16 protein-coding genes are annotated in these 15,739 nt (G+C 60.9%); 5 read left to right on the top strand and 11 right to left on the bottom strand.

The window, feature by feature from the left end; translation table 11 throughout:
• Nucleotide 1 precedes the first annotated feature (1 nt).
• Nucleotides 2-1,252, bottom strand: coding sequence for a TIGR03503 family protein (locus tag BGO64_RS01815; RefSeq protein WP_053288601.1), 1,251 nt, complete (start codon nucleotides 1,250-1,252; stop codon nucleotides 2-4).
• On the bottom strand, nucleotides 1,249-1,983 hold the full coding sequence (dnaQ, locus tag BGO64_RS01820) for a DNA polymerase III subunit epsilon (RefSeq protein WP_041212726.1): 735 nt from the start codon (nucleotides 1,981-1,983) through the stop codon (nucleotides 1,249-1,251). Before dnaQ ends, BGO64_RS01815 begins: the two co-directional genes overlap by 4 nt.
• Before the next feature lie 75 nt (nucleotides 1,984-2,058).
• Between dnaQ and rnhA the strand changes: the two genes are divergently transcribed.
• Nucleotides 2,059-2,523, top strand: coding sequence for a ribonuclease HI (rnhA, locus tag BGO64_RS01825; RefSeq protein ID WP_045525326.1), 465 nt, complete (start codon nucleotides 2,059-2,061; stop codon nucleotides 2,521-2,523).
• A gap of 6 nt (nucleotides 2,524-2,529) precedes the next feature.
• Here rnhA and BGO64_RS01830 read toward each other — a convergent pair whose 3' ends face one another.
• Nucleotides 2,530-3,252 (bottom strand): class I SAM-dependent methyltransferase, encoded by a 723-nt coding sequence (locus BGO64_RS01830; RefSeq protein WP_010674137.1) that lies wholly within the window; start codon nucleotides 3,250-3,252, stop codon nucleotides 2,530-2,532.
• 79 nt (nucleotides 3,253-3,331) lie between these two features.
• Between BGO64_RS01830 and gloB the strand changes: the two genes are divergently transcribed.
• Nucleotides 3,332-4,096: a hydroxyacylglutathione hydrolase gene (gene gloB / locus BGO64_RS01835; protein WP_286700074.1), complete on the top strand. Its 765-nt coding sequence runs from the start codon at nucleotides 3,332-3,334 to the stop codon at nucleotides 4,094-4,096.
• Nucleotides 4,097-4,183: 87 nt separating this feature from the next.
• Here the strand turns inward: gloB and BGO64_RS01840 are convergent, their stop codons facing one another.
• Complete coding sequence (locus BGO64_RS01840) at nucleotides 4,184-4,456, bottom strand: hypothetical protein (protein ID WP_010674135.1); 273 nt, start codon at nucleotides 4,454-4,456, stop codon at nucleotides 4,184-4,186.
• Between BGO64_RS01840 and BGO64_RS01845 the strand changes: the two genes are divergently transcribed.
• Nucleotides 4,457-5,707: a LysM peptidoglycan-binding domain-containing protein gene (locus BGO64_RS01845; protein WP_010674134.1), complete on the top strand. Its 1,251-nt coding sequence runs from the start codon at nucleotides 4,457-4,459 to the stop codon at nucleotides 5,705-5,707.
• Between the two features lie 95 nt (nucleotides 5,708-5,802).
• Here the strand turns inward: BGO64_RS01845 and BGO64_RS01850 are convergent, their stop codons facing one another.
• Nucleotides 5,803-6,648: an endonuclease/exonuclease/phosphatase family protein gene (locus tag BGO64_RS01850; protein WP_029314263.1), complete on the bottom strand. Its 846-nt coding sequence runs from the start codon at nucleotides 6,646-6,648 to the stop codon at nucleotides 5,803-5,805.
• A gap of 111 nt (nucleotides 6,649-6,759) precedes the next feature.
• Here BGO64_RS01850 and BGO64_RS01855 point away from each other — a divergent pair, with 111 nt between their 5' ends.
• Nucleotides 6,760-6,984 (top strand): hypothetical protein, encoded by a 225-nt coding sequence (locus BGO64_RS01855; RefSeq protein WP_010674132.1) that lies wholly within the window; start codon nucleotides 6,760-6,762, stop codon nucleotides 6,982-6,984.
• Nucleotides 6,985-6,990: 6 nt separating this feature from the next.
• On the opposite strand, the gene yciA is transcribed toward BGO64_RS01855, so the two are convergent.
• From yciA to BGO64_RS01880, 5 genes are all read right to left on the bottom strand, one after another.
• Nucleotides 6,991-7,389, bottom strand: coding sequence for an acyl-CoA thioester hydrolase YciA (gene yciA, locus BGO64_RS01860; protein WP_029314261.1), 399 nt, complete (start codon nucleotides 7,387-7,389; stop codon nucleotides 6,991-6,993).
• A gap of 139 nt (nucleotides 7,390-7,528) precedes the next feature.
• Nucleotides 7,529-8,341, bottom strand: a complete 813-nt coding sequence (locus tag BGO64_RS01865) for an NAD-dependent epimerase/dehydratase family protein (protein ID WP_167824911.1) — start codon at nucleotides 8,339-8,341, stop codon at nucleotides 7,529-7,531.
• A gap of 246 nt (nucleotides 8,342-8,587) precedes the next feature.
• On the bottom strand, nucleotides 8,588-9,586 hold the full coding sequence (locus BGO64_RS01870) for a LacI family DNA-binding transcriptional regulator (protein WP_039038828.1): 999 nt from the start codon (nucleotides 9,584-9,586) through the stop codon (nucleotides 8,588-8,590).
• A 177-nt stretch (nucleotides 9,587-9,763) separates the two neighbouring features.
• Nucleotides 9,764-11,680 (bottom strand): transglycosylase SLT domain-containing protein, encoded by a 1,917-nt coding sequence (locus BGO64_RS01875; RefSeq protein ID WP_286700080.1) that lies wholly within the window; start codon nucleotides 11,678-11,680, stop codon nucleotides 9,764-9,766.
• 83 nt (nucleotides 11,681-11,763) lie between these two features.
• A complete protein-coding gene (locus tag BGO64_RS01880; RefSeq protein ID WP_286700075.1) occupies nucleotides 11,764-14,283 on the bottom strand; it encodes a bifunctional diguanylate cyclase/phosphodiesterase in 2,520 nt (839 codons plus the stop codon).
• A 392-nt stretch (nucleotides 14,284-14,675) separates the two neighbouring features.
• Here BGO64_RS01880 and hpf point away from each other — a divergent pair, with 392 nt between their 5' ends.
• Complete coding sequence (gene hpf, locus BGO64_RS01885) at nucleotides 14,676-15,008, top strand: ribosome hibernation-promoting factor, HPF/YfiA family (protein WP_010674126.1); 333 nt, start codon at nucleotides 14,676-14,678, stop codon at nucleotides 15,006-15,008.
• 63 nt (nucleotides 15,009-15,071) lie between these two features.
• Here the strand turns inward: hpf and BGO64_RS01890 are convergent, their stop codons facing one another.
• Nucleotides 15,072-15,584: a VC2046/SO_2500 family protein gene (locus tag BGO64_RS01890; RefSeq protein ID WP_286700076.1), complete on the bottom strand. Its 513-nt coding sequence runs from the start codon at nucleotides 15,582-15,584 to the stop codon at nucleotides 15,072-15,074.
• Nucleotides 15,585-15,739 lie beyond the last annotated feature (155 nt).

The following is a 15,739-nucleotide window of genomic DNA, read 5'->3' on the forward strand; positions in this document are numbered from 1 at the left end:
ATTATTGCTCCGGCAGATTGAGATCCAGTTTGGGGGTTGCTGGCGTCTCTTCAAGTTGCGCCTTCTGCGCCGCCATCGCCTTGTGCAGGGTGCGGCGCTTTTGCAGCAGAATGAAACCACCGGCCCCCAGCAAGAGCAGCAACACGCCACCTCCCCCCAGCGCCCAGGGCAGCCAGACCGGACTCTCCCGCTCCTCGAACCGGTCGGGGGTGGCGGCGGATGCGGGCATGGCCGCAGAGGGTACGGGAGGGGGGGGAGGCGGTGCTATGGTGAACGACTTGGCCGGCAATTGCAGTTGCACCTCGCGACCGAGCCGGGTTGTTCCAAAGAGGGTGGCCTCCACCTTGTACTGCCCTGCCGCCTTGAGGGCGGAGAGATCCACGCCAAAACGCGGCGCTGTCGCCACCTCGTTGAACGTCATGCTACTGCCCCCGCCGTCGATGGCCTTGCCCTGGATGACCACGGAGGCGGGATCCAGTTCATCCACATCGATGATCAGAGAGAGCTTGGCTCCCCCCTCCCCGGAGGGGGGATTCAGGGAATAGCTGACCGGCCAGGGGTAGAGCAGCACCTGCTGTGACTGGGCTCGTGAGAAGACCTCATTGCCGGTGCTGAAGAGGGCTCGGTATTTTCCCGCAGGAACGTCCAGTACCGCCTCGGCGGTCAAGATACCGTCCCCCGGCACTTCGTCCACTCCCTTGCCATCATCCATGTAGCGTCCCAGGGTCTCCTCGAACACGGGATCGCCGCTCTGGCTGGCATCGTTGAACTGCTGCAGCTTGACGGTCATGCCCAGATCGGTGAGGTAGTAACCCGCCCCAGGCGCCGCGCCATCGATCAGCAGACGGGATTGCAGTTTGACCCGCTCACCCTGATAGAGGCGGGCCGGCAGCGGCTCGCTCTCGACCTGGATGTCGGTGAGCAGGCGCACCCGATTGTCGGGGTCCACCTCCCCGATCGCCTGCCAGGGGCCGGGCATGGGGTCGCGGATGGTGATGAGATCCTGATCCTTGAGGGGCAACCAGCCCACGTCGGGCGGCTTGACCTTGCCCACATAGAGCTTGCTGCCATCGGGTCGCACCAGGATCACCGAGGGCGTCCCCGGCTTGCGCTTGATGATGAAGGTGATCTCCTTCACGCCGTAATCGATGCGAAAGCGGTTGTCGAGCAGAGGAATGTCGGAAGGCGCAAACACCTCGTTGGCCGCGGCCGGGAGGGAGGCCAGCAGCAGCAGCCCCCAAAGCGATCTCATTGCCGCCACAGGCAGGCACCTCCTTTTTTCTGTACCAGATCCAGCCTCGCTTCATGGACAGCCGCCACCTCGTCGCTCGCGCGAACCACCCTGAGCGGCGGGCGATTGCTCTCCAGACGACGAATGCCGGTATCCTGGCTGGTCTCGCTCTCGCTGGTTTCGCTCGCCAGATTGAGTTTGGTCTGGCCACCCGTCATCAGGAGGTAGACGTCCGCCAGGATCTCCGCATCAAGCAAGGCGCCGTGCAGGGTACGGTGAGAGTTGTCGATGCCGTAGCGATCGCACAACACGTCCAGGTTGTTGCGCTTGCCCGGGAAGAGATCCCGCGCCATCGCCAGGGTATCCGTGATGCCGCAGATATCCGCCGTCTTGAAGTTCAGACCGAGCTTGCTGAACTCATAGTCCATGAAGCTCACGTCAAAGGGGGCGTTGTGGGCGATGAGCTCGGCGCCGCGAATGAACTCGATGAAATCGTCCGCTATCTGGCTAAAAGAGGGCTTGTCCGCCAGGAAGGCATCCGTGATGCCGTGCACGGCGATGGCCTCGGGGTCCACCAGCCGATCCGGCTTGATGTAGACGTGGAAATGGTTGCCGGTGAGTTTGCGGTTGATCACCTCCACACAGCCGATCTCGATGATGCGGTGCCCAAGATAAACGGGGCCGCCCGCGGTGTTCATGCCGGTGGTTTCGGTATCCAGAATGATCTGGCGATTCAGTTGGGGTGTGCTCATGATCAAATCCATGTCAAACTTCGGTTTTACTCGCTAGTTTACCCCAAGCCTCTCGCTAAAACAGATTGATTGCTCATGTTGAAACAGATTGATTTATTCACGGATGGCTCCTGCTTAGGCAACCCGGGCCCCGGCGGCTATGGTGCCGTCATGGTCTATGGCAAGCATCGCAAGGAGATCTCCGCAGGTTTTCGATTGACCACCAATAACCGGATGGAGCTGATGGCCGCCATCATGGGGCTGCGGACCCTGAACGAACCCTGCCAGGTGCGGCTTACCACAGACAGCCAGTATGTGCGCCAGGGGATCACCCAATGGATCATCGGCTGGAAGAAGAAGGGCTGGATGACCGCCAACCGTCAGCCGGTCAAGAACGTCGATCTCTGGCAGGCCCTGGATGCGGAAGTGGCCCGTCACCAGATCGAATGGCTCTGGGTGAAGGGACACTCGGGCCACCCGGAAAACGAACGCTGTGACGAGCTGGCCCGTGAGGCCGCCAGCGGCAAGCAACTTGCCGAAGACATCGGCTACCAGCCCTGATGCCCGCTAGCCGCCCTGGCGCGCCATTCCTGGCGCGGCCATCGACTCCGGCAGCCGCCAGCGGCGACGTACCGGTGTCACGGGGAAACGCCGCTTGCGGGCGGCAATCACGTAAACAGACGCCAGGGAGCGGCAATAGTCCCGCCCCAGACTCTCCCGCCACCAGCCGATCTTGCTCTGCCTGCCCATGAAGGAGAAACCGAACCGCTCGTCGAACATCACCTCGCAGCCGAGCAATTGCAGCCAGTCGGTCACCCGTGCGGGCGTGAACATGCGGGCAGACCAGGGCAGATGCCGCCGCATGAAGGGCAGATAGTGACCCAGCCCCACCAGGCTGAGCGGGTTGTAACCGCTGACAATGAGCCAGCCATCGTCGGTCAGCACCCGTTCTGCCTCCCGCAGCACCTGATGAGGATCCGGCGAGAAATCGAGGCAGTGAGCCAGCAGGCAGGCATCCACGCTCCCCGATCGCACCGGCAAGGCGAGCGGATCCCCCTGGATGTCCAGCAGCCGTCCGCCGGGGGCGACACCGATTTGATGACGAATGGTGGAACAGCCGCAGGAGAGTTCGGCGCTCAGGGCACCTATCTTGAGCAAGTGATAGCCAAAGAGGTGGGGGCACCAGTTGTCGAGGCGCTCCTGAAGCTCGGCGGCCACCCAGTCCCCCATGGGCAGTGCGGACCAACTGGTCGGAAGCGCGATCTGTTGTTCGGTACGTGCCAGTTGCATAATGGGACCAACTCGGGGGCGAATGCCATCCAGTTATATAAGATCCCTTCCTTAAAGAGAACACAAGAGACCTCGACCCATGTATACCGTCATCACAGTTCCCGCCTTCAGCGACAACTACATCTGGTTGATCCGTCATGAAAATCACTGTCTGGTCGTCGATCCGGGCGACGCCGCTCCCGTGCTGGAACGGCTGGCTGCGCTGGATCTGGTGCTGGATGCCATCCTCCTGACCCATCACCACCGCGATCACGTCGGGGGCGTATCCGAGCTGCTGCAACACTTCCCCCACGCTCGCCTCTATGGTCCCAAGCATGACCCCATGCCGGACCATCACGGCCAGTGGCTCGACGACGGGGATCAGATCAACTGGCATGGCCTGAGTCTGGATGTCCTCCATGTGCCCGGTCATACTCTGGGGCATATCGCCTATTACGGCCAGGGCATGCTGTTTTGTGGCGATACCCTCTTCAGCGCCGGTTGCGGCCGTCTGTTCGAAGGGACCCCGGCACAGATGTACACTTCCTTGCAACGGCTCGCGGCACTGCCCGATGAGACCCTCCTTTATTGTGCCCATGAATACACCCTCTCCAACCTGCGTTTCGCCCATGCGGTCGAGCCCGACAACCTGGCGATCCAGCGGCAGATCGGCGTGATCAGCAAACTGCGTCAGCAGGGCCTCCCGAGTCTCCCCTCCCGGCTGGGAGATGAGCGGAATTTCAATGTTTTTCTGCGCTGCGAGCAGGACTCGGTAAAATTTTCTGCTGAGAAATACGCCCTTAAATGCTTGGAAAATCCAGAGGATACCTTCGCTGTTCTGCGGGCCTGGAAGGACGTTTTTTGAACAAACCTTGATCAGGGGGGCATTGCCCCTTATGATGCGAGCTGTTTTTCCACAGATGACCTGAGCGAGATGAAGCTACGAACGGCCTTATTGGCAGCGCTGTTTCTCAGCGGCTGTCAAAACCTGAGCCATCAGGATGACCGGGCGGTAACGGCAATCGAGCCGATCAAATCCCCCCAAGTCAGCAAGAAAACGTACAAAAAACACTCTTCGCGGATGCTGTTCGGCGACGAACAGATAGAAGAGCTGGATGACACTGATAACCTGTGGGTGCGTATCAGCGATGATATGCAGCTGGACTCGCACGATAATGCCCGGGTTCGCCAACAGCGTGATTGGTTGTTGCGCAATGATAAGCATATGGCGACCATTGCCAGCCGGGCTGAGCCCTACCTGTATCTGATGGTAGAGGAAATCGAACGGCGTGAGCTGCCAATGGAGCTTATTACCATCCCTATGATCGAGAGCATGTTCGATCCCAATGCCCGCTCCCGCAGCAATGCGGTCGGTCTTTGGCAGTTCGTTCCTGCAACTGGCAAGAATTTCGGCCTGCGCCACGACAACTGGTACGACGGTCGACGCGATGTCCTGGCATCCACCAATGCCGCACTGGATTACCTGGAGTACCTGAACCGGTTCTTCGACGGTGACTGGCTGCAGACCCTGGCCGCTTACAATGCCGGTGAAGGTCGGGTGCGCAACGCCATCACCCGCAACGAACGGGCTGGTCGTCCGACCGACTACTGGTCGCTGGACCTGCCCCGCGAAACCCGGATGTATGTGCCCAAGATCCTGGCCATGGCCGACATGATCCGCAATGCGGACAAATACAATGTCACCCTGCCGGTGCTGGCCAACAAGCCGCAATTGCGAACCATCAATACCGGTGGTCAGATTGATTTGAACGTGGCCGCCCAGCTGGCTGGCGTTTCCGCCTCCCAGCTCAAGGCGCTCAATCCTGCGCTCAAGCGTGGCATGACCTCGCCGCAGGGCCCTTACAACCTGCTGGTCCCTGTCGAGTACGCCGACACCCTGGAGCTGGCCCTGGCCGATCTGCCCCAGCGTGAACGTACCCGTGGTGTGCGCTCCTATCAGGTCACCAGTGGTGATACGCTGTCACGGATCGCCCAGAATCACGGGGTGACCGTGCAACAGCTCAAGCTGGCCAACAACATGCGCGGCAACAACCTGCGCCGTGGCCAGAGCCTGATCATCCCCAATGGTGGGCGCGCAACCCAGGTTGCCCAGAGCAAGCCGCAGCAGCTCGCCAGCCGCAGTGGTGGCAAGGTGAACTATCAGGTGCGCTCCGGTGACAACCTGTGGAGCATCAGCCAGGCACACGGGGTCACCCACGCCGACCTGGCCAAGTGGAACGGCCTGAACGCCAAGTCGGCCCTCAAGCCTGGCATGAAGCTGGTGGTCTGGCCCAAGCAGGGCAAGAGCAGCAACAAGTCCATGGTCTATCAGGTGCGCCGCGGTGATTCCCTCTCCTCCATCGCAGCCCGCTTCCAGGTCGCCGTCAACGATGTGATGCGCTGGAACCAGCTCGGCAAGAGTGACTATCTCAAGCCGGGTCAGGAGTTGACTCTGTTCGTGAAGAACAACAGCTGATCGCTCGTCGCAATCCAAAAAATACCCCGCTTGATGCGGGGTATTTTTTTGTCTGCATGAACCAGCGGCGACGCCGCTCTCCCCTGAGGGATGACTCAGGGAGTGATGGCCTGGGCCGCAAAGCGCGCCAGAATGGGGTTGTGGTCAGAGGCATCGGTAGCCGGTGAACTCACCTCCACCAGATCCAGATTGCGATAGTAGAGGTGATCCAGCGGGCGGCCAAAGGCGGTGCGACGCAGATCAGGCACAGGTATGGCCTCCTGCAGGCCAAGCTCGCCCACCAGCTTGTTCAACCAGAACGCACGCTTGTCGCTCCAGGTATTGAAATCGCCGCCCAGGATGACCGGCCCCTGGTGGCGATGGATCAACGCAGTCAGATCGTTGAGCTGCTCGCGAAAGGTCGCCATGCCCAGCTCGAAATTGACCGCATGGAGATTCACCACCAGCACGCCGTCAGGATCCCCTTGCAAGGGATAGAGACTGACCAGACCTGACTTGGGGATGCGCAGCAGGGGTTCGGGGGAACGGACGCCACAAACAAACGCCTGCGGCGTTTTCGCCACCGTCATCACGCCAAAGGAGACACCTCCCTGGGTGAAGGCCTGCAACTGCTGCCACTGGAAATCGCCTCTCTTCAGCCAGTCCAGCATCTCGGGCCGGGTCGCCGACTCTTGCAGCAGCACCAGATCCTGGGACTTGGCATACTCATCCAGCCCTTCCCGCCAGTTCTTGCGTTGTCCCTTGTAGAGGTTCCAGACGGTGATGCCAAACTCCCTCGGCAAGGCCGTGGAGGCGAGCGCCACCAGAGGTGGTCTGTCACAACTTGCGCCAGGTATGATACCTGCCGCAGTCACCAGATGATCTTGATCCGGCACCTCGAAGCAACCGACCAGCCCCAACGTCAGCAGGGACGTTCCCAGAATCCGATAACTATTTTTCATTGGCTAACAATCACCTGCCTCTGCAAGACGACATGGCCCTCACACAGGCCACGGTCGCCGACTAGTCTCATTATTCGTGTCCGGCCCGACTCATCCAGAAGGAATTCAACGATGGCGAGACAGCACCAGTACCGCGTGACATTTTACGATCAACAGGGAACCTGTCATCAAGTGGAGCTTTCCACCGTCTATCAAATCAGGCGGGATCCCCAATGTGATCTCTGTCTGTTCGACACCCGGCAGTGCGTGGGGTCGGAAGAGATGCTGGAGCGCATGATACGGCAAAAAACCGGGCTTGAGCAGGAAATATCCATCATCAATGCCCGGCTCATCTGAGCAGACTCAGACCGGGACGGGGCGGGATTTGCCCTGATCGTCGATGGCCACATAGGTGAAGACGCCCTCGGTCACGCAGTACCGCTGGGCTTCGTTCTCCCGCAATACCGGCTTGACCCAGACCTCCAGCTTGAGTCGCATGGAGCTGCGACCAATCTTGAGGCAGCGACCGTAACAGCACACCACGTCACCCACCTTGACCGGGCTGTGGAAGGTCATCCCCTCCACCGAGACGGTACAGATGCGCCCTTTTGCCAGCTCCTTGGCCATGATGCCCCCACCTATATCCATCTGGGACATGATCCACCCGCCGAAGATATCGCCATTGGGGTTGGTATCGGCTGGCATTGCCAGGGTTCTCAGCAACAGCTCCCCATCGGGGTGGCGCTTGGTCTCTTCCATCATTACCGCTCTCTTTATCATGGATGGCGGCATGATAGGGGGCGATCCCCCCCTTGGCAAACCTCAATTGTCCCGGAGCGCGCGCCGTATCTGGTTTGCACGCCAGATGACCGACTCCGGGGCCCGGATGGCGACGACCCGTTCAACCCTTCAAGGCCGCCCCGTCCGCAAACCAGTGGGCCGGATCCGGCCAGCGATAGACGAAACCAAGCTGCTGGCAGATGCGCTGACCTTCGATGGGAGCAAACTCCCCCGCCGGCTCAACGAACTGCGGCGGCACCAGCCCGAGCAGGCGGCTCGCGAAGGGGTAGAGCTGCTCCCGGCGCGGGTGAACGGGGGCACTCAGATTGTAGGCATCCCCATCCTGCCCCCGGGCCAGCATCAGCTCACAGGCGGCCACCACGTCGTCCAGATGCACCAGGTTCACAGCCTGGCCTCCCCCGGCCAGCGTCTTGCCCGCCAGAAAACGGCCGGGGTGACGGTCAGGACCATAGAGTCCGGCCGGGCGCAAGATCATGGCGCAGTCAACATGCCCTTCCAGCACGGCAAGCTCGGCCGCCCGCATACGCGAGCCTCTGTCATGGGCTGGAGCGGGCGTATCCTCCTCCCCCTGTCCGGCCCCCCAGACCGAAGTCGCGCTGATAAACAGAACCCTCTGAACACCCGCCTCCCTCGCCTGTCGACACAGGCTGGCCACGGACGCCGGGTAATCACCGGTCTTGCTGGGGGGCACACAGATCACCAGGTCATGACAGCGAAAAGGCAGTGATCCCATGTCAGGGGTAAGCAACAGCGGCCAGGCGGCAATACCCTCCCCCCGCAGCCGTTCAGCCTTTTCGGCCGTACTGACCGTCACCGCGACAGATTGCCCCTGCTCTTGCAATGCCCTGGCCAGGGGCAACCCCAGCCAGCCGGCGCCCACGATACCCGTCTGATACTCAAATTCGTTCGTCATACCCGGATCCTGACAAAAAAAAACGGCCATCCAATGATGACCGTCGAAAGTAACGAAGGAAATAGCCGGATTAACCGGTTACCTCCCACAGCGGGAAAATCGGGAGCGCACGCTCCTAATTCGTGGGCCTATCCTAGTGGCAGCGCGGTCAAAAAGCTTTGAAGCGGATCACAGTTGAAAAGGATTTCTGAAAGCGCTTTCACTGTTTTGCAAAAAAGTCGACCCGCACGGGGCCAACTTCATGACTCAGGCCACAGATTCCCGCCGTACCAGTTCGGCTTCGAATTTGAGCGCCAGCCCCTCTACCGGCTTGTGATCCAGCAGCCTCAGGGCCAGCTCAGCGGCACGCTCTCCCATCTCCTCGATGGGGTAACGTACCGTGGTGAGCTTGGGATAGATGTATCGGGCATAGGGGATGTCATCAAAACCGACCACAGAGACCTGCTGGGGGATCTTGTAACCCCGCTCCAGCAGACAGGAGATGGCCCCCGCCACCATGGCATCGTTGAAACCAAGCACAGCGCTGAACTCGACGCCGCGCGCCAGCAGCTCGCTCATGGCCACATAGCCACCTTTTTCATCGGCATAGGCACGGCCGATGAGGGCAGGATCCAGCTCGATACCTGCCCGTTGCAGGGCGAAGCGATAGCCGGCCATCCGCTGCTGACCATCCACAAACTCCTCGTCATCGGAGGTGACGAAGGCAATCTTGCGATGTCCCGCGTCCAGCAGATGCTGGCAAGCCGTGGTGATGCCGGCCTGGTTGTCCAGCCAGACGCAGCGATCCTCGCAGCCTGGCACCTGACGGTTGATGAAGACGATGGGGGTCGTGCCCGACGCCAGCTCGCTGAGCTCTTCGTCAGGCAGCGCCTTGCTGTGCAGGATCAGGGCATCGCACTGGCGCTGCAGCAGCGCCTGGATGGCGTGCCGCTCACGGGTCGCGTCGTGGTTTCCGGACACCACGATGGTGAACTTGTTCGCCTTGTCGACCATGCTTTCGATGCCGCGCATCATCTGGGCGAAGAAGGGGCCGCCACACAGATCCCCCACCAGCACACCGATACAGTTGGAGCGTTTGCTCACCAGGGCCTGGGCGAAGCTGTTTGGACGAAAGCTGAGTTCCTTCATGGCCGCGAGGACAGCCTCGCGCTTCTCGGGCGCCACCTGCGCCGTGTTGTTGATCACTCGAGACACTGTCGAAATGGAGACATTCGCCAGCTGAGACACATCTTTGATCGTTGCCACTCTCGATTCCTTTGTTGGAAAAGCCTGTCAGTGATGATCGGGCATTGTATCGAACCTGACAGACCAAGACGCGGCGCCCGATCACCTGGCAGGTTTCCTTTTGTAACAAAGCTTAAGGGATGATAACCATTCTGGGGCAAGAATGGGAGGCAGCCGCGACAACGACTGCCCCCGAACTCAATAGGCGTGATTCAGCTCGCGTTCCGACATGAAACGCAAGGGCTGCTGCAGCTTGTGTTGATAGATGAGATCGAAAGAGAGCACGTTCTGGACATAGTTGCGCGTCTCCCGATAGGGGATGCTCTCCACCCAGACATCCATCGGCTTGTTGTCGCTCTGCTCGCGCCAGCGCTTGACCCGGCCAGGACCCGCATTGTAGGCCGCCGCCGCCAGGATCCGGTTGCCGTCATACACATCCAGCAGGCGCTTGAGGTAGGCGCTGCCAAGACGAATGTTCATGGCCGGGTCGAACAGTTGCTGCTCGTTGCGATAGGGCACCCCAAGCTTGCCGGCCGTCTCTTTCGCGGTGGCAGGCATCAGCTGCATCAACCCCCTCGCCCCGACTGGTGACTGGGCCAGGGGATAGAGTGCGCTCTCCTGACGGGAGATGGCGTAGAGCAGACTGGTGTTCATGGTGCGCTCTTGTGCCATCTGGGAGAAGGTGCGCTTGAGGGGCAGCGGGAAGCGCAGGTCCAGCGCATCCCAGGCCTCGGCACGGATGCTGGAGAGGATCGCCAGCTCGTGCCAGCCCTGGTTGAGGGCGATGTGGCCAAACTCCAGGCGCTGGGCAACGCTGTTGCGATCCATGTTGTGGATCCACTCAGAGCGGGCCGCCGTGATCTCGTTCATCGCCAGCAGTTCACGCACCCGCAGCAGGAAGGGCCAGCGGCGGCTGGCACTTTGCCAGTCCGGCACCTTGTGCGCCACGCTCTGGTTCTTCATGCGATAGGGCACACCGGTGCGCTGGGCCGCCATGAAGCCGTAGAAGCCGCGCAGGTTTGCAGTCTCGAGATAGAGGTCCCGCGCCGGTTTCTGCCGCCCCTGTTTCTCCAGCGAACGCGCCATCCAGTAACGCCAGCGATCCTCTTTTTGCAGCCCCATGGGCATCCGCTTGACCCAGCCTTCGAGGCCGCGCCAATCCTGCTCCCAGATGGCAAGACGGGCCCGCAGCTCCACCAGCTCCGGATCCTTGAGCCGCACCAGAGCCATATCCAGCCAGGCGCGCTGGTCAGAAGATCGGTCCAGCAACAGGCGGCGGGCGGCCGCCTTCTCCACCCGATTCACCTCGGCATGGTTCAGGCCGAAGCGACGGGTCATCTCCCCCAGCTGGCGCAGAACCGCGTCGGGCTCCTGATTGGCGTAGCGGGCCAGTCCCAGGGAGAGCAGATGGCGCGACGGGGGCGCCGCCGTGAAGTTGGCCGGATTCATCGCCCGCACGGGTTGGTCATACAGGGCGATCATCTGATCGCCATACCCCTTCATGCCGCTGCCGAGCTGGGCCCCGAGGTGGCGAATGAGGTTGGGGTTCTGGGCCTCGAAAGCCAGGTTCATGCGCTCCCAGATCTTCTCCTGGGTGCGCAGACCTGCCTGCTGCCAGAGCTGGAACAGGGGATCGCAGGCATCGGGCCTGGATTGGCCGCTCAACCAAAGCTTGCCTGCATCCTGCAGGGCTTCACTCTGGTGCCCCGTGTAGTAGCGGGCCTGATAGTGCTGACAGAGCAGATCGGTGGAGCTTGGCTTGGCCGGATAGAAGCGCAGGAACTGGGACCACTGCTGGCTCTGGGCAAGATAGGTGAGATAGCTGCGCTCGAGCCGGTTGGACTGGGGGGTGTCCCCGTGCTGGCGGATGAAGCGGGTCACATCGTTGTAGTCTGCCGCCCCGGGACGGAACGCAAGCTGGTAGTAATCCAGATAGGGCAACAGCGGATAGTGGATCAGGCGTGCCCGAAGCTGGCTGAATTTGACCTGATCATTGGCACGCACGGCCTCATGGGCCTGGCGATAGAGAGACTGCTCCATGGTCTGCGCGAAGGCAGGAGCCAACAGCCCCGGCATCCAGAGCGCAGACAAGATGATTCCCTGCACGACTTTCACGAATGGCATTCTCCCCTTGAAGACATAACCACCGCCAAAGTGCGGTGGTGACATACCTTCATTCTACCCGCTAAGCACGGGGGCTACGCCACACTATTTTTATCGGTGCAGACGGGGCGATCACCGCGTACCTGGCGGCTGACATAGCGTTCAAGGTAGGGAACAGGAAGCGGCTTGGAGGCGAGGTATCCCTGGAAGAAATGGCAGCCCTGTGCCTGCAGAAACTCCAGTTGCTGGCGGGACTCCACCCCCTCCGCCGTCACGTTGAACCCCATGTGGCGGGCCATGGCGATCACGGCCTCGACGATGGCCATGTTGTCACCATCCTTGGGAATGTCCTGGATGAAAGAGCGGTCGATCTTGAGCTCGTCAGCCGGCAGCCGCTTGAGGTAGCTCAGGGAAGAGTACCCCGCCCCGAAGTCGTCGATGGCAAAGCTGATGCCCAGGGTCTTGAGTTCCGCCATCTTGCTGATGGTGTCTTCCGCATGACCCAGCACCACCGACTCGGTGATCTCCAGGTTGAGGCAGGCGGGATCCATGCCGGTGGCAGCCAGCACGTCGTGAATGCGATCGACGAAGTCGGGAGCATGGAACTGTTTGGCGCTCACGTTGACCGACAGCTGGGGGACGTGGGTCCCGTTCTCCTCCCAGGAGACGTACTGGGTACAGGCTTCGTGCAATACCCAGTTGCCGATGTCGACAATGAGATCCGTCTCCTCGGCAATGGGGATGAACTCGGCAGGCGACACCAGGGCACGCCCGGGGGGTTGCCAGCGGATCAGTGCCTCGACACCGATGATCTCCCCCCCCGCCACCATATGCTGGGGCTGGTAGTGGAGAGTCAGCTCCCCATTGTCGAGGGCACTGCGCAGCTCGTTGTGAATGTGCAGACGCCTGTCGGCCTGCAACTGCATGGAGGCATCGAAGAAGCGCCGGGTCTTGCGGCCCGCCGATTTCGCCTGATACATGGCGGTGTCAGCCTGCTTGAGCAGATCCCCCGCCTCCTGCTCCCGACCGGGGAAGAGGGTGATGCCGACACTGGCGCCGATGTGCAGCACCTGACCTCTGAAATCATAGGGGGCGGCGATCTCCCCGATGAGCCGCTCCGCGATGAGGTCGGCCTGCATCTCCGCCTGGGGCGGGCTGATGGAGAGCGCTGGCAGCAACAACACGAACTCGTCGCCGCCGAGACGGGCCAGACAATCCCCCTGGCGCACCAGCCGCTTGAGACGGCTGGCCACCTCCTTGAGCAGCCAGTCGCCGGTGGCGTGACCCAGGGAATCATTGATGGTCTTGAAGTGGTCGAGATCGATGAACAGCAGGGCCCCGATGAGGTGACTGCGATTTGCATCGGTGAACGCCTGGGTCAGGGTTTCGTGCAGCTGACGGCGATTGGGCAGACCGGTCAGCTCGTCATAGAAGGCGAGATCCTGGATGCGGCGCTCCGCCGCCTTGCGCTCTGAAATATCCTCGAAGAAGATGACATAGTGGCTGATCCCCCCCTTTTCATCCTGCACCGGCGTGACGATCTCCCACTGGGGATAGGCGTGACCGTCGGCGTGCAGGCGCAGGGTTTCCCCCTGCCAGCGATCCAGGGCGTTGAGCTCGTAACCCAACCCTCCCAGCCCCGACCAGAGATCGTTGCCAAGGTGCAGACCAATCACCCCCTGGTTGTCAAAGCCGGTGATCTGGCTGAAGGCGTAATTGACCCGCAGGATCTTGAACTCGGGATCCGTGATGATGATCCCTTCGTGAGTTTCAAAGGCCACCGCAGACAGCCGCATCAGGGCATCGCTCTGCAGGCGCTCCAGCTCGGCCACCATGCGCACCGAGAAGATGGTCAGGACGGAGTCCAGATCCGTGGTCCGGGTCTGGCTCGGGAACAGCAGGGCGAGATGGCCCAGGATCTGACCGTTGCGATCGAGCAGCGGCTGGGCGTAATAGTGCTGGCCCGGGGGCAGGTCGGGATACCCGGTCAGGGGTTCACTCACGGGGACCGCGCAGGAGGCCCCCTGGCGATAGAGCTGCTGGCAGGGCATGTCACAGAGAGCATACTCCTTGACGTCGATGCCGTGGCTCGCCAGCACCCTGAGCCTGTCGAGACCGACCCGCTCCGTCAGCCAGACGGCAGTGGCTCCCAGGATATGGGCCAGCTCGTTGACCAGGGTCTGGCAAAAATCGAGCCCCGTCTTGGCGGAGAGCGCCTGCGCCAGCTTGGCCAGCAAGGGGGCTTGTAACATGGGAAGCGGCGGTGTCACGCCTGCGGGGGAGTCGGCGCGATCCATCTCGCGATGCATCATTTCGAGGGGGGCAAGCCAGCCACAACAGAGCCCCTGTGCAGGCACATACTGACCGTACCAGAGCGCATGGTGTACCTTGCCGTCCTCATCGCGCAGGTGGCCGATGAACTGGCCAGGCTGGCCGGAATCGTGGAGCCTTGCAAGAAAATCGGCGAAACCCGCTTCATCTTCCCGCTCAAGTTGGGTGGCCCAGGGGTGGGCTCCCTCCCCTGCCCAGGGTTCACAAGAGACATGATCAGACAGGCTCCATTGCCCATGCTGCCGATCATAAAACCACATCATCTGGGTGGCTTGCTGCTTCATCTACGACTCCAACCACTACAACCACGTTATCCACCCCGACTCCTGCAGAAAAGCATATCCGTTTGCGCGCATATCTCCACCGGCGCATGGCAATGATTTTGCGATGCGATGAGGCGATGTGGGTGGAGAAAATTCGAGACTATGCGGCAAAAACCAAACATCGGGTCGACACAAGGCGCTGCCGAGGGGGGACAGAAACGATCCTATTTGCTGATACTGCCTGCCTGTTTCACTGAGCTCAAGCGGTTTTTGGCATGAAACGGGAAAAGCTCACAATTTATGGACAGCGGGATTCCCAAGGGGATTTTTCGTGACACAGATCACATTTTGATTTGGCGACATGGGTAATCTGGAGGTGAAGACACAAGCAAGACGACCCGAAGGGGGCCATTATGAAAATCGAAATGACCAGTAAAATCATCGACATCACCCCAGCCATCCGCGAGCGCATTGAATCCCGTTTTGAAAAGCTCGAGCGTCTTCAGGTGCCTCTTATCACACCCCATGTGATCATCTCCAAAGAGCGTTTGATGTATATCGTCGAAGCCACTATCGGCATTCCCAACGGCAAACTGTTTGCGCAGGCAGAGCACGAGGATCTCTATGCTGCCATCACGGACCTGGGCCAGAAGCTGGAACGCCAGCTCAACCGTCACACGGAAAAACCCATCGCCCGTCGTGCCGCCGGCAAGGAAGTGCCCCAACCGGACGAAGCAGACGCCTGACAAGGTTCACCACTCATAAAGCAAAAGGCGGGTTATCCCGCCTTTTTGCATTCTACCGTGCCGTCACCCCAGCCAGCGCAGCCTGGCATCCACCCCTTGCGCAAGCTCATCGAGCAGCGGCAGCATCATCAGCGGAGCCTCCTCCCTGGGGTCAGCGCCCATAGGTCGGGCCTGCCAGCGCTCGCGACCCAGTGCCGAGAGGTTGTCGTACACCGCGGGATCCAGCGCGGGCGTTCGGCTCACCAGTGGCGGGGAGCGCAGCGCCAGCCAGAGTCTCACATCCGTCATGCACCCGCCCTGTTGCAGACGCTCGTTGAGGCTGGTGGCATCGCTCTCTTCCACCCCGCCTTGCAGGGACGCCCGGGGCATCAGACCGAAACGGGAGCGCCAATCCAGCTCACCCGACACAGGCTTGGGCGGGGCATCAAACCAGGGCTGCTCTTCCACCGCATCGGTCAGCAGCGCCAGGTGCAGCCTGAAGTCGGCACGGTCCCCCGCACGGAGATCCTGGTTGAGCCGTTGGCCCAACTGGGCCTCATCCACGAGCAAGCGGTCACGAATCGCACTGGGCAGCATGAGATAAATCTTGGAAATGAAGGTTTCATTGCTTATCGGCCATCAACCCGATCCTTTAAGCATTAAAAATCCCGGAAGAGGGGTTCACAAGCGCGACAGATCTGTTAGTATGCGCCTCGCACTTGGGGAGGGGTTCCCGAGCGGCCAAAGGGATC

It is taken from the genome of Aeromonas sp. 62-46 (assembly GCF_001898585.1).
GTDB lineage: Bacteria > Pseudomonadota > Gammaproteobacteria > Enterobacterales > Aeromonadaceae > Aeromonas > Aeromonas caviae.

Bases quoted from the DNA above. Each gene is read 5' to 3' on its own strand.
- BGO64_RS01850 (WP_029314263.1), bottom strand. From the start codon at position 6,648: ATGAAAAATAGTTATCGGATTCTGGGAACGTCCCTGCTGACGTTGGGG.
- yciA (WP_029314261.1), bottom strand. From the start codon at position 7,389: ATGATGGAAGAGACCAAGCGCCACCCCGATGGGGAGCTGTTGCTGAGA.
- hpf (WP_010674126.1), top strand. From the start codon at position 14,676: ATGAAAATCGAAATGACCAGTAAAATCATCGACATCACCCCAGCCATC.
- gloB (WP_286700074.1), top strand. From the start codon at position 3,332: ATGTATACCGTCATCACAGTTCCCGCCTTCAGCGACAACTACATCTGG.
- BGO64_RS01815 (WP_053288601.1), bottom strand. From the start codon at position 1,252: ATGAGATCGCTTTGGGGGCTGCTGCTGCTGGCCTCCCTCCCGGCCGCG.
- BGO64_RS01840 (WP_010674135.1), bottom strand. From the start codon at position 4,456: ATGCTTATCATTGCGCAACAACCAATCACGCTGTTGGCGAACCCGGGC.
- BGO64_RS01855 (WP_010674132.1), top strand. From the start codon at position 6,760: ATGGCGAGACAGCACCAGTACCGCGTGACATTTTACGATCAACAGGGA.
- rnhA (WP_045525326.1), top strand. From the start codon at position 2,059: ATGTTGAAACAGATTGATTTATTCACGGATGGCTCCTGCTTAGGCAAC.
- BGO64_RS01845 (WP_010674134.1), top strand. From the start codon at position 4,457: ATGGCGACCATTGCCAGCCGGGCTGAGCCCTACCTGTATCTGATGGTA.
- BGO64_RS01865 (WP_167824911.1), bottom strand. From the start codon at position 8,341: ATGACGAACGAATTTGAGTATCAGACGGGTATCGTGGGCGCCGGCTGG.
- dnaQ (WP_041212726.1), bottom strand. From the start codon at position 1,983: ATGAGCACACCCCAACTGAATCGCCAGATCATTCTGGATACCGAAACC.
- BGO64_RS01890 (WP_286700076.1), bottom strand. From the start codon at position 15,584: ATGCTGCCCAGTGCGATTCGTGACCGCTTGCTCGTGGATGAGGCCCAG.
- BGO64_RS01830 (WP_010674137.1), bottom strand. From the start codon at position 3,252: ATGCAACTGGCACGTACCGAACAACAGATCGCGCTTCCGACCAGTTGG.
- BGO64_RS01880 (WP_286700075.1), bottom strand. From the start codon at position 14,283: ATGAAGCAGCAAGCCACCCAGATGATGTGGTTTTATGATCGGCAGCAT.